The 14,546-nt window shown below is 67.8% G+C and carries 2 protein-coding genes (1 of these 2 only partly in view); both read right to left on the reverse strand.

All coding sequences use genetic code 11. The features are described 5' to 3' along the window. Window positions 1–4,837, reverse strand: the start of a protein-coding gene (locus tag L1F06_RS15255) for a non-ribosomal peptide synthase/polyketide synthase (protein ID WP_129482164.1). 11,150 nt of this gene lie to the left of the window's left edge; the window shows 4,837 of its 15,987 coding nt (coding positions 1–4,837); the start codon lies at window positions 4,835–4,837; its stop codon lies off the left edge, out of view. Continuing rightward, complete coding sequence (locus L1F06_RS15260) at window positions 4,834–14,490, reverse strand: non-ribosomal peptide synthetase (protein WP_129482287.1); 9,657 nt, start codon at window positions 14,488–14,490, stop codon at window positions 4,834–4,836. The genes L1F06_RS15255 and L1F06_RS15260 overlap by 4 nt, the downstream gene beginning before the upstream one ends. Window positions 14,491–14,546: the final 56 nt, after the last annotated feature.

Raw genomic sequence — 14,546 nt, forward strand, 5'->3', positions numbered from 1 at the left:
CGCGAATCATCAGATGCGTCTCGCGCTGCACCAGCTGCACCGCCTGTTGATCGGCGCCCAGGCGCAGGAAGGCTGCGCGCAGCAACGGATGGCGCTGCAGCGCAGCCGCCCAGGCCGCCTTGAAACGCGCCACCGGCAAGCCCTCGACCTCCAGGCTGAGCTGATTGACGTAGGCACCATCGGCCACCTGCAGTTCGCTGTGGAACAACAGGCCCTGCTGCATCGGTGTCAGCGGATAGATGTCTTCGATCTGCCGGGCCGGTAGCGGCAGGCTGTCGAGATCGGCCTGGCTGAGCGGCACGAAGGGGAAATCGCTGGGGGTGACAGCAGCCTGCGTGCGGCAGTGCTGCACCAGCTCGACGAGCGCGCAGTGGTACGCCTCGAGCAGCGCGATGATGCGCTCGCGCTCGAAGCGCTCATGGCTGAAGGTGCAGGTGAACTGCAGGCAGCCGCCCGTGACGCGACCGTCCAGAGCAAGGGCACAGGCCAGCGGTGCGCTGGCGTCGCGTTGCGCGCCGGACGCTTCCTCGGCCAGATCGAACAACTGCCCGCTGGTCTGCAGGCGGCCCAGGTAGTTGAACAGCAGCGCGTCGTCCAGCGCCGGCAGGTCCTCGCCCTGCAGGTATTTCAGCAGGCCGTAACCGATGCCGCCGCGCGGCACCCGGCGCAGGTTCTCCTTGGTGCCCTTGAGGGTCGCATCCCAGTCGTCACCGGCCTGCAGCAACAGCGGGTAGAGGCTGGTGAACCAGCCCAGGGTCTGGCTCAGGTCGAGCTCCTCGAACAGCGCTTCGCGGCCATGGCCTTCGAGGGCGATCAGGGTTTGCGCCTGCCCGTTCCAGTCACGCAGGGCATGGGCCAGTGCACTGAGCAGCAGGTCGTTGATCTGCGTGCGGTACGCCGCCGGAGCCTGTGTCAGCAGCGCCTCGGTGGTGGTGGGGTCGAGCTGCACCTCCAACCGTTCAGCGCAGGCCGTCAGGTTGCGCCCTTGCGGGTGGTCGCAGGGCAGCCCGCGATCAGCCGGCAGCGCCTGCCAGTAAGCACGTTCGGCGGCCACTTCGGGGCTGGACGCATAGGCCGCCAGGCGCTCGCTCCAGCTCTGCCAGGCACTACTCTTGCGCCCCAGATCGGCAGCGGCGCCCACGCCCAGCTGCGCATAGGCACGCTGCAGGTCATCGAGCAGGATGCGCCAGGAAACGCCATCGATCACCAGGTGGTGGACCACCAGCAACAGGCGCTCGCCGCCTTCGTGCAACTGCACCAGCACGGCGCGTAGCAGCGGGCCATGGCTCAGATCGAGGCTGGCCTGCACCTCGTCGCACAGCGCGCTCAGCTCGGCCAGGCTGCAGCGCTCGACGCGCAGTTCGAGCGTTTCGGCCTCGGCCGCATAGCGCTGGCGCCAGCTGTCGCCTTGCTGCTGAAAACGCAGGCGCAAGGCGTCGTGTTGCTCCAGCACGGCCTGCAGGGCAGCGTGGAGGCGCTGCGGCTGCAGCGGCTCGCGTGCACTGAGCAGCACCGACTGGTTCCAGTGCTGACGATTGTTCATCGGCTGGGCGAAGAACCAGTGTTGGATCGGCGTCAGCGGGATGTCGCGCTGACTGTCGATGATGCAGCCCGACGTCTCGGCGCTGCGGGTTGCGACCTGGGCCAGCTCGGCAATGCTCTGACGCTCGAACAGCTGCCGTGGCGTCAGCTCGATGCCCTGACGGCGGGCACGGGCAATGATCTGCAGGCTGAGAATGGAATCGCCACCCAGCTCGAAGAAGTTGTCGTCGCGCCCTACTCGTTCTACACCCAGCAGCTCCTGCCAGATGCTTGCGAGCTGGCTTTCCAGGCTGGAGCGCGGCGCCTGGTAGTCACGCTGAACGCGCTGCGGCTCCGGCAACGCCTTGCGCTCCAGTTTGCCATTGGGCGACAGCGGCAGGCACTCGAGCTGCATTACATGGCTCGGCAGCATGAACTCGGGCAGGCGCTGTTTCAGACGCGCCCGTAGCTCGACTTCGTCGTAATCGCCACCGACCACATAGGCCACCAGCTGTTGATCGCGCACCAGCACCACCGCCTCACGCAGCGCCGGATGTTCCAGCAGCGCCGCTTCGATCTCGCCCAGTTCGATACGCAGGCCGCGCAGCTTCACCTGATGGTCGATACGGCCGAGGTATTCCAGCACGCCCTCTTCGGTCCAGCGCGCCAGATCACCACTGCGATATAGGCGCTGGCAATCGCCGAAGGGGCTGGCGACGAAACGCTCGGCGGTCAGTCCCGGACGACGGTGGTAACCCCGTGCCAGGCCGATGCCGCCGATATACAGCTCCCCCGCCACGCCGATTGGCTGCGGGTTGAGGCGTTCGTCGAGGATATGGATCTGCAGGTTGGCGATTGGTCGACCAATCGGCACGCTGCGCCGTTCCTGGCCGCTGCAGCGCCAGTGGGTCACGTCGATGGCCGCCTCGGTCGGGCCATACAGGTTGTACAGCTCGGCCTGCGGCAGCAGTTGCCGCGTGCTGCTGGCCAGCTCTGCCGGCAGCGCTTCGCCGCTGCAGACGATACGTCGCAGGCTCTCGCAGCCGTGCAAGTCACCATGGCCGACAAAGGCCGCCAGCATCGAAGGCACGAAGTGCAAGGTGCTGATGCTCTCGCGCGCGATCAGCTCGACCAGCTTGGCCGGGTCGCGGTGATCGCCCGGCTGCGCCACCACCAGACGCGCGCCCGTGATCAGCGGCCAGAAGAATTCCCACACCGACACGTCGAAACTGAACGGGGTCTTCTGCAGCACCCGATCATCCGCCGTGAGCTGGTAAGCCTCCTGCATCCAGGCCAGGCGGTTGTACAGCGCCGCATGGCTGTTGCCGGCCCCTTTGGGCTTGCCGGTGGAGCCGGAGGTGTAGATCAGGTAGGCCAGTTGCTCGGGGTGAATCGCTACCTCGGGCGCGGTCTGCGGCTCTTGAGAAAGATCCAGATGATTGAGGTTGAGCACCTGCACGCTGCTCACCTGCGGCAGGCTGTCGATCACCGCATCGTGGCTCAGCAGCAGGCTGACGCCAGAGTCTTCGAGCATGTAGCGCAGACGCTCGGCCGGATATTCCGGGTCCATCGGCACGTAGGCGCTGCCCGCCTTGAGGATGGCGTACAGCGCCACCACCATCTCCACCGAACGCAGCGCCGCCACGCCCACCAGGCTGTCGCGAGTTACGCCAAGCTTTTGCAAATGGTGGGCCAGTTGGTTGGCGCGCAGGTCCAGCTCGGCGTAGCTCAGACGCTGGTCGCCGAACACCAGGGCGATGGCCTGCGGCTGCACCTGTACGCGACGTTCGAACTGACGATGCACCGGCTCCACCGCACCGTAATCCACGCGAGTGGCGTTGAAGCTGGTCAGGGCCAGGCGATCCTGATCATCGTCCAGGCGGTGCTCGCCGATGGCCAGTTGCGGCTGTTCCAGCAATTGCTCCAGCAGGCGAATGAAACGCTGATGCAGACGCTCCACCGTGGCTGTTTCGAACAGATCCAGGGCGTAGTTCCAGTTGCCGGCCAGCTCCTCACCCGGGCCTTCCCAGGTGTGCAGGGCCAGGTCGAACTGCGCGCTGCCGCTGTCCAGGCCGATCAGCTCGGCACGCAGGCCGGACGTCAGTTGCAGGCTGTCCTGCGGGCGCTGCTGGTGGTTGTACAGCACCTGGAACAGCGGGTTGTGGCTGAGACTGCGCTCGGGCTGCAACGCCTCGACCAGTTGCTCGAAGGGCAGCGCCTGATTCGCCTGGGCACCCTGCGCCGTGCGCAGCACCTGCGCCAGCAGTTGCTCGAAACTCTGCTCACCGCTCAGCTCGCTGCGCAGCACCTGGGTATTGACGAAGAAGCCGATCAGCCCCTGGCTTTCGCTCTGCATACGCCCGGCAATGGGCACGCCGACACGCAGGTCGCGCTGGCCGCTCAGGCGGTGCAGCAACACCTTGTAGGCCGCCAACAGCACGGTGAACGGCGTGCAGCCCTGTTGCCGCGCCAGCTCGCGCACGCGGGCGGCAAGCGCGGGCTCCACGCGAAAGGCCAGACGCGCGCCACGAAAGCTCTGCTGCGCCGGGCGCGAATGATCGCAAGGCAGCTCCAGCAACGGCTGCTCGTCGCCCAGTTGCTCACGCCAGTAGGCCAGCTGCCGCTCGCCTTCGCCGGCATCCAGGCAGGCGCGCTGCCACAGGGCGTGGTCGGCGTAGCTCAGCGGCAGCTCGGCGAGTGCGGCAGGCTCGCCCTGCACGCGCACGCGATAGAACTGCGCCAGCTCGGTCAACAACAGCTGGATCGACCAGCCGTCGGCGATGATGTGGTGCAGACAGACCAGCAGCACATGCCGCTGCTCGTCCTGGCGCAGCAGGCCGATGCGCCACAGCGGCGCCTGTTCGAGGTCGAACGGGCGCTGGGCGAACTCACGCGTCAGGGCGGCAAAGTCATCGCCCTGCAGCGGTTCCAGGGTCAGTGCCGGCGCCGCGTCGACGCACTGGCGCGGGTTGCCGTCGGCATCGGCGAAGAAGCGCGTGCGCAGGCTCGCATGACGTTGCGCCAGATCGCTGAAGGCGCCCAGCAAGGCAGCCTCGTCCAATGGCCCCTGCAACTGCAGGGCGCCCGGCAGGTGATAGGCGCTGTTGCCCGGCTGCAGCTGTTCGAGGAACCACAGGCGCTGCTGCGCGTAGGACAGCACACTGCCCTCGGCATCGGCCGCTCCCGGCGGAATCGGCAGTGCCGAGGCGTCGAGCCCCTGCTCGCGCAGCTTGTCGAGGAAGGCGCGGCGCTGCTGCGGCCCCAGGCCGAGAAAGCGACGCGACAGCAGCAGGGCTTTGTCATGCAACAGATTCACTGAATTTCCTCCAGAGCGCTCATCAGGTCGTCGAGCGCGTCCAGGCGTTCATCGTTGAGGGCCTGGCTTTCCAGGCTGCAGATCAGGCTGGCCATGCTGGCCACGGTGGTGGCCTCGAAGGCCTGCGCCAGCGGCACCGTAACGCCGCGCGTTTCGCGGATAAGGGCCAGCAGGCGGGTGGCCAGCAGCGAGTGGCCGCCGAGTTCGAAGAAGTGGTCGTGACGGCCGACCTGCTCCACCTTGAGCAGGTCGCGCCAGAGCTGCGCCAGATGCTGTTCCAGCTCGCCCTGTGGCGCCTCGACGCTGCGCACCTGCGCCTGTGGCGCCGGCAGTGCGCGGCGATCCAGCTTGCCGTTGGCGTTGAGCGGCAGGCGCGGCAACAGGATGATCTGCGCCGGTACCATGAAGGCTGGCAACTGCGCAGCCAGGGCCTCGCGCAGCGCCTGCACCTCGACCTGCTGGCCGGCCTCGGCCACGCCATAGGCGATCAGCTGCGTACCGGCTGCCCCTTCGTGGGCAACCACCACGGCCTGGCGCAAGGGCGCGCTGGCCAGCAGGCAGGCTTCGATCTCGCCCAGCTCGATGCGTTGGCCACGGATCTTCACCTGGAAGTCCACCCGGCCGACGTATTCGAGCTGTCCCTCGGCATTCCAGCGCGCCAGGTCGCCACTGCGGTACAGGCGCTCGCCCGGTGCGCCGAAAGGGTCGGGCACGAAGCGTTCGGCCGTCAGCCCCGGGCGCGCGGCATAGCCACGGCCCACACCGGTGCCACCGATATACAGCTCGCCGACCACACCGCTGGGCAACAACTCGAGGTCGCCGCTCAGCACGTACAGACCGTTGTTGTCGGTCGGCTGGCCAATGGCGATGGGCTGTCGCCGTGGCGGCGCCGCATCCAGGCGGTACAGCGCCACGTCATCGGCGCATTCGGCCGGACCGTAGGCGTTGATCATCGGCACCTGCGGGTAGCGGGCGAACCAGCGCGTGGCCAGCTCATGACTCAGCGCCTCGCCGGTGGGCAACAGCCAGCGCAGTGCCGGCAGCGCCACGGCCGACGCTTCGAGCATGCCGTCGATCACCGCCGGCACCGCCTCCAGCACGCTCACCCCGGTGGCTGCGACGCACGCCAGCAGCGCCTGCGGATCATGGGTGATGGCATCGGGGATGATCTCCAGCGCGCCACCGAACAGCGGCGCGGTGAGCAGTTGCCAGACCGAGATATCGAAGCCGGTGGCGGCGGTCTGGGCGATCACGTCCGCTTCGCCGAGTTGCAGGTAAGGCACCTTGGCCAACTGGTTGTTGAGCATGCCGCGCTGGTTGACCATCACCCCCTTGGGCTCGCCAGTGGACCCGGAGGTGTAGATCAGGTAGGCCAGGTGCTCGGGGCCGGCGTAGCGCCCGGGATTGTCGCGGCGGCCGTGCTCCAGCATGTCTTCATAGACCAGCACGCGTGGCGGCTGCGGCAGTTCGGCGAGCATCGCCTGAACCTGCGCCAGTTGCTCGCGCAGGGTGATCAGCACCGGCGCAGCGCTGCTGGCCAACATGCGCGCGCTGCGCGCCGGCGGATGGCGCTCGTCCAGCGCCAGGTAGGCAGCACCGGCCTTGAAGGCGCCGATGATCAGGCTCAGCAGTGGCATACCACGGGGTGCATACAGCGCCACCACATCATCGAACCGCACGCCGCACTCGATCAGGCCATGACCGATACGGTTGGCCCGCTCGTTGAGTTCAAAATAAGACAGCGTCTGCCCCTGGCAGCGGGCGACGGTACGTGCGCCCTGCTGCTCGACCTGCGCCTCGAAGCGCGCCAGGTAACTCTGCGCATACCATTGCGGCTGCATCTCGCCCTGGCCCAGCTGGCACAGGGATTCGCGCTCGCTGTCATCGAGCAGGCGCAGCTCGCTCAAGGGACGCTGCGGCGCCTCGCTCAGCTGCAGCAGCAGACGACGGAAATGCCCGACCACTACCTGCATGTCGACCACGGCGAACTGCTGGGTATCGAAGCTCAGTTGCAGGGTCAGACTGGCACCCGGCAGCAGCACTACGGTCAACGGATAGTTGGTGTGGGTGCGGTTGGCCAACGGCGTGATGCGGTAGGTTTCGACGGCCTCCTGCACCTCGCCACCGAGCGGCACGTTCTCGAACACGAACAGGCTGTCGAACAGCGGCTGGCCGCGCGGGGTGTCGGCGAGGTTCTGCACCTCGGCCAGGGATAACTGCTCATGCTGACGCATGCCGGCATTCTGCGCCTGCAGCGCTTGCAGCAATTGCAGCCCGGTCGCGCCCGCGCCCGGCACTCGGACGCGCAGCGGCAAGGTATTGATGAAAAGCCCCAGCGCCTCTTCGATGCCCTCAAGCTCAGTCGGGCGCCCGGCCACGGTGACGCCGAACAGCACGTCGTCGCGCCCGCTGTAGCGCATCAGCAGCAGCGCCCAGGCGGCCTGGACGAAGGTGTTGACGGTCAGCTGATGACGCCGCGCCTGCTCGGCCAGCGCGCGGGTCTGCTCGGCATCGAGCGCGAGGCTGACATCGCGCATGCCCGCCTCGCCCTGCTGGCGGCGATAAGGCAGTGGCGTGACCGTGTCGAAGCCGGCCAGCTCGTCTCGCCAGTAGCGACGACTGGCCGCCTCGTCCTGGCGTGCGAGCCAGGCGATGAAGTCGCGATAGGGTCGCGCCGGCGGCAGTTGCAGGCTGCGCCCAAGCAGCCGAGCGCGGTACTGGGCGAAGAACTCGGCCAGCATCAGGCCGCGGCACCAGGCGTCGATCAGGACATGGTGATGGCTCTGCACGATGCGCAGATCGGCGTCGGCGAACTTCACCAGGCGCAGGCGCAGCAAAGGCGCCTGGGTGAAATCGAAGCCGCGCTGACGCTCCTCGCGCAGGATCGCCTGCAACCTGGCCTCGGCTTCATCGCGCGGTAGCTCGCTGAAATCGAGGAACTGCACGGGCGACGGCACCTGGCGCAGCACCAGCTGATGCGGCGTCCCTTCCAGGTTGCAGAAGGCCGTGCGCAGCGCCGGGTGACGCTGCACCACCTGCTGCCAGGCATGGGTGAAGGCCTCCACATCCAGCGCACTGGCCACGGCGTACTGGTCCTGCATCAGGTAGATGCCGCTGCCCTGCTCCAGCTGGCTGTGCAGGAGGATGCCCTGCTGCATCGGCGCCAGCGGGAACAGATCCTCGATCTGCTGCGGCGCATAAGGCAAGGCGTCGAATTGCGCCTGGCCGAGCGTTGCCAGAGGGAAATCGGAAGGTGTCAGGCCACCGGCTCCGGGTGCGCAGCAATGCTCGATCAACTGCCGCAGCGCCTGCTCGTACAGATCCAGCAGCCGCTCGACTGTGCTCGTCTCGAAGCGCGCGCGGCTGTAGGTCAGCATCAGTTGCAGGCAACCGCCACGCACCTGACCGTCGATGGCCAGGGCATTCGCCAGCGGGCCGCTGCCGTCGCGTGGCGCGCCGCTCGCTTCGTCAGCCAGACGCCAGCGTGCACCGGCCTGGTCATCGAAACGGCCCAGGTAGTTGAAGGTCAGCCCCTGGCCCGTCAGCTCCTCCAGCGGAGCCTTGGCCAGGTACTTGAGCACGCCGTAGCCGATGCCCTTGTCCGGCACCTGACGCAGCCCTTCCTTGACCTGCTTGAGGGTCGCGCCGAGGTCATCGCCAGCCTGCAGCGCCACGGGGTACAGACTGGTGAACCAGCCCAGCGTGCGGCTCAGGTCGAGCTGATCGTCCTCGCGACCATGACCCTCCAGGCTGATCACCGTACGCTGGCGCCCACTCCACTGCCACAAGGCCTGGGCCAGCGCCGCCAGCAGCACGTCGTTGATCTGGGTGCGGTAGGCCGCCGGCACTTCGCCGAGCAGGCGCGCAGTGGTGGCAACATCGAGCTGCAGCTGCAATTGGCCGGCATCGGCGACCTTGGCGCTGCCTTCGGGCCGTTCGCAGGGCAGGCAGGCTTCGGCGGCGCTGAAACCCTGCCAATACGCCAGTTGCGTCGCCAGCTGCGGGCTGCCGGCCAGGGCCTGCAGATGCACCGACCACTGCTGGAAGCTGGTCGCAACGGTGGCGAGGCTGATCGCCTGTCCGGCCAGTCGCTGCGCGTAGGCCTGCTGCAGATCCTCGAGCAGCACGCGCCAGGACACGCCATCGACCGCCAGGTGGTGGACGGCCAGTAGCAGTCGATTACGCCCGTCCGGCAACTGCGCCAATACCGCGCGCAGCAGCGGGCCATGCTCGATATCCAGGCTGCGCTGGGCTTCGTCGCACAGCGCCGGCAGGTCTTCGTTGGCGGCCACCTGGCATACCCACAAAAGCTCCTGCGTCGGCTGCACGTCACGATAGCGCTGCTGCCAGTTGCCCTGCGCATCCTGCTGGAAACTCAGGCGCAGGCTGGCGTGATGACGCACCACGGCCTGCAGCGCCTGCTCCAGTGCACGGGCGTCGAGCGGTTCGTCCGCTGCCAGCAGCAAGGACTGGTTCCAGTGGCCGATGCGCGCCGGAGGCTGGGCGAAAAACCGCGCCTGAATCGGTGTCAGGGCAAAGGCGTGCGTCACCTCTGCGCTGGCATTTGCAGGTGCCGCCGGCGTCTCTGCCACGACGGCGACCTGCGCCAGTTCGGCGATGCTCTGCTTCTCGAACAGCTGCTTGGGCGTCAGGCGAATACCCTGGCGTCGCGCCCGGGCGATGATCTGCAGACTGAGGATGGAGTCGCCGCCAAGGGCGAAGAAGTTGTCGTGACGGCCGACGCGCTCAACCTTCAGCACCTGCTGCCAGAGTGCTGACAGCTGCGCTTCGACGCCCTCGTGCGGCGCCTCGAAGCCCTGCTCTGCCGCCTGCGGCTGCGGCAGCGCGTGACGGTCGAGCTTGCCATTGGCGGTCAGCGGGAAGCGTTCGAGCAGCAGCACATGGCTCGGCAGCATATAGTCAGGTAGACGCTCGGCCAGTTGCGCCTGCACCTGCGCGGGATCGAGAGAAGAGTCCTGCGCAACCACATAGGCGAGCAACTGGCCGCGTTCGTCCAGTTGCACATGGGCATCGGCGACGCCCGCCAGGCCGCGCAGCTGCGCCACGATCTCGCCAAGAGCGACACGGTAGCCGCGCACCTTGACCTGATCGTCACCACGCCCGAGAAATTCGATACGCCCGTCGGCCAACAGGCGCGCGCGGTCGCCGGTGCGATACAGACGCTCACCCTTGGCGAAGGGATCGGGCAGAAAGCTCGCCGCCGTCAGCCCCGGACGATCGAGATAGCCGCGCGCCAGGCCAGGCCCGCCCAGGTACAGCTCGCCAACCGCACCTTGCGGCAGCGGCGTCAGCGCTGCATCCAGTATCAGGGCGCGGACGTTGGGCAAAGGCCGGCCAATCGGCACCACGCCGCTCAACGCTGCCAGCTCGGCGTCCGTGACCTCGTGAGTCAGCACACCGACCGTGGTCTCACTGGGGCCGTAGTGGTTGATCACCCGGCACTGCGGACGCAGGCGCTTGACCTCCTTCACCAGCTCGACCGGCAGCGCCTCGCCGCCGAAGATCAGGGCATGCCCAGGTATCGCCCGCTCACCTGCGCCGGCCTGCAGCAGGCCGGCCAGGTGAGTCGGCACGATCTTGAGGATGCCGACCTGCTGCGTGCTCAGGTAGTCCGCCAGGCTATCGGCATCGGCCACGGTTTCCGCGCTCAGCAGGTGCAGGGTACGTCCGGACAACAGCGCGCCGAACAGCACGGTATGGCCCAGGTCGGCCGCAACGGTGGACACCATCGCCATGCTCGTCTCGGGCGCCAGGGCCAGTTGTTCCAGCAGGCCCTGCACGTAGTCGGCCAGGGCCGCATGACTGATCACCGCCCCCTTGGGCTGGCCGGTGGTGCCGGAGGTGTAGATCAGATAGGCCGCCTGCTGCGGGTGCACCGGCACGCTCGGCGCAGCGCTGGTCTGCTGACGCCACGGCGCATCGGCGCTGAAGTCCAGCTGCGGGCCATTGAAGCCTTGCACCGACGCGGACTCACAGAGCAATACCACACAGGCACTGTCGGCCAGGACGAACGCCTGACGCTGCGCCGGCCAGGCCGGATCGAGCGGCACGAAGGCGGCGCCGACCTTGAGCACGGCCAGCAGCCCGATAACAAAAGACGGTGAACGCTGCAGGCACAGGCCGACCCGCTGCTCCGCTGCCACGCCCAGGGCAAGCAGGTGCTGCGCCAGTTGATTGGCCTGGGCTTCCAGCGCGGCGAAGCGGTAGGGCACGCCGTCGTGCATCAATGCCACGGCCTCGCCGTGCACCTGCGGCTGCCACAGACCGAGCACCGTCGCAGCGGCGAACTTGCGCTCGACGCCCGCGACCTGCGCCGGCTGCGCCGCGAGTTGCAGGCTGGCCAGTGGCGCCTGCGGCTGCGCCAGCAATTGCTCCAGCAGATGTTCGAAATCGGCGGCGAAACCAGCGATGCGCGGCGCTTCGAACAGATCCTGCGCATAGGTGAAGGCGGCCTCGATGCCCTCGGGCAGGTCGGTGATATCCAGCCCCAGATCGAAGTGCGCAGCCTGCTCGTCCAGCTGACTCGCGCTGAGGGTCACGCCAGGCAGCGCCAGATCTTGGGCCAGGGCGAACTGCTGGGTGAACTTCACCTGAAACAGCGGGTTGTGGCTCAGGCTGCGCTGCGGCGCCAGCGCGTCGACCAGTTGCTCGAACGGCAGCAACTGGTGATCCTGCGCGCCGAGGGCCGCTGCCCGCACCTGCGCCACCACATCGGCGAAGCGGTGCTCGCCGCCGAACTCGCTGCGCAGCACCTGGGTGTTGACGAAAAAGCCGATCAGCGCTTCGGTTTCCCGGCACACGCGCCCAGCACTGGGCACGCCGACACGGATATCGCGCTGGCCACTGTAGCGCTGCAGCTGCACCTTGAAGGCGGCCAGCAGCAGCATGAACAAGGTGACGCCCTGATCGGCAGCGTGCGCGCGTAGACGCTGGCTCAGCGCCTCATCGAGACGAATGGCGTGGCGCGCGCCGCGGTGGCTCTGCCGCGCCGGGCGCGGGTGGTCGGCGGGCAGTTGCAGCAACGGCTGCTCATCACCCAGCTGCTGCTTCCAGTAATCCAGCTGACGCGCGCCCTCGCCCGCCTGCAGCCAGCGCCGCTGCCAGATGGCGTAGTCGGCGTACTGCACCGGCAGTGCCGGCAGGTTCGGTGCCTGGCCAAGGATATGGGCACCATAAAGCTCGGCGAACTCGCGGATCAGTACCTGAATCGACCAGCCATCGCAGATGATGTGGTGCATCACCAGCAGCAGACGCTGATCGTCCTCGCTCACCCGCACCAGAGCGAGATGCCACAACGGCCCTTGCTGCAGATCCAGCGGCAGGTTCATCCGTTCCTCGCGCAGGCGCGCCAGTGCCGCCTCGGCATCTGCCTCGCCGCGCAGATCGAAATGCGCCAGGTCGACCGTAAAGGGCGGATCGATGCGCTGCAGTGGCACGCCGTCCTCTTCGCCAGCGGCGAAGCGCGTGCGCAGGCTCTCGTGGCGACTGATCAGATCATCGAAGCTGCGCTGCAGCGCCGTCTCGTCGAGCTGGCCCTGAAACCGCAGCTCACCGCCCAGCCGGTAGGCGCTGGCGTCACCCTGCAGACGCTCGAGAAACCACAGGCGCTGCTGCGCATAGGATTGCGCGCACTGCGCGTCACGCACCTCGGCCTGCGGGGGTGGCACCTGCCGGGCCGTGCGCGGCTGCGCCGCGACCCAGGCACTGAAATCCCCCAGGCGCGGGCGTTCGAACAGGCTCTCGGCCTGCAGCTCCAGCCCCATCTCGGCGTTGAGACGCGCCAGCACCTGCATCACGCCCACCGAGTCGCCGCCACGCGCGAAGAAGTGGTCGCCCTGCCCCAGCTCCGCGCAGCCCAGCACCTCCTGCCAGGCCTGCAGCACCTGCGGCAGCACGGTGCTGGCTTGCGGCACTGGACTCGCCGCCTCGGCGTCCTGCAGGCGCCCCTTGTACCACTGCGCGAAGGTGGCCAGGCTGCCGTTCTGCCAGCCGCTGCGGCAGGCCGAGCGCTGCAGCTTGCCGCTGGTGGTGCGCGGCAAGGTACCCGGCTCGAGCAGCAGGATCAGCTGCGGCGCCAGCTGGAAGCGCTCGCCCATGCCGTCGGCGATGCGCTGGCAGATCATCTCGGCGCTGATCAGCTTGCGCACGTTGCGGCTGATCTCCAGCGCCAGGCCGACGCCCTCGATTCCCTGTTCGTCGGTGACGGCGAATGCGGCGATACGCCCCTGGCGCAGCAGCTCGATGTCCTGCTCCAGCGCCTGCTCGATGTCCTGCGGGTAATGGTTCTGGCCATTGAGGATGATCAGGTCCTTCAGGCGCCCGGCGATGAACAGCTGACGCTCGCGTACCACGCCCAGATCGCCGGTGCGCAGCCAGCGCTGGCCATCACGTTCGACGAAGGCCTTGGCGGTCGCTTCGGGGTTACGCCAGTAGCCCTGGGCGATGCTTGGCCCGGCGATCCAGATCTCGCCGACCTGATCGTCCCCCAGCACCTGAAGCGTCTGCGGCTCGACGATGCGCAGCGGGTGCTCGGCATCGCTCCAGCCACAGGCCGGCAAACGGCTGTCCGCCTGGCCCGCTGTGGTACTGGCGAACGTCTCCACCTGCGGCTCGCGCTCGGCAGCATCGACGCACACATACAGCGTCGCCTCGGCCAGGCCATAGCTCGGCGCCAGCGCCTCGGCACTGAAGCCCGCCGCCGCGAAGCGCTGACCGAAGGCCTGCAGGGTATCCAGGCGGATCGGCTCGGAGCCGGAAAACGCCAGGCGCCAGCTGCTCAGATCGAGCGCCTCCAGGCTGCTCTGCGGCACGCGCTCGGCGCACAGGCGATAGGCGAAATCCGGCCCGCCGGAGAAGGTGCCGCCGTATTGGCTGATGGCCTGCAACCAGCGCGCCGGTCTGGCGAGGAAGAAGTTCGGCGCCATCAGCGTCAGGGTGCCGCCGTGCAGGATCGGCAGCAGCAGCCCGGCCATCAGCCCCATGTCGTGATACAGCGGCAGCCAGCTGACCCAGGACTCCTCGCGGCTGGCGCTGAAGCCGCGGCTCATGCTGCGCTCGTTGGCCAGCAGGTTGGCGTGGCTGACCATCACCCCCTTGGGCGCACGGGTGGAACCCGAGGTGTATTGCAGGAAGGCCAGCGCAGCGCTGCTGATCAGCCGTGGCTGGTAGCCGGCACGGTCGTGGGCTTCGACATCCTCGATGGCGATCATCTGCGCCCCGGGTGCGAGCAGCGGCTGCAGGTCCGCCTGGCAACGCCGGATCACCTCGTGCGGCGCCAGCACCACCATGGGCTGCGCATCGAGCAGAATGCCGGTGAGGCGCTCGATGTGCATCTGCCGGTTGTTCTCCGGCGGGAAGGCCGGCACCGCGATCACGCCGGCGTACAGGCAACCGAAGAAGGCAGCGGCATAGTCAGCGCCGCTGGGCAGCATCAGCACGCAACGCTCGCCGGCCTGACAGCCCAGACGCTGCAGCAGGCCAGCCACGGCCAGTGCCTGCTCGCGCAGCTCGGCATAGGTCGTCAGCAGCGGCTCGCCCTGATCCGCCACGATATGCCGGATGGCCACACGGCCCGGCACGCGCTCGGCGTGATAATCCAGAATGTCGGCAAAGTGCTGCGCCTGATCCACCATCGATCTCATCTCGTCACCCGTGAAAACTCGTGCCTGCACAGCGGCCCGGCAGTGGC

Source organism: Pseudomonas hydrolytica, assembly GCF_021495345.1.
Classification (GTDB): Bacteria; Pseudomonadota; Gammaproteobacteria; order Pseudomonadales; family Pseudomonadaceae; genus Aquipseudomonas; species Aquipseudomonas hydrolytica.

What these genes read in the sequence shown, in the direction of transcription:
- L1F06_RS15260 (WP_129482287.1), bottom strand. Translation starts at nt 14,490, where the DNA reads ATGGTGGATCAGGCGCAGCACTTTGCCGACATTCTGGATTATCACGCC.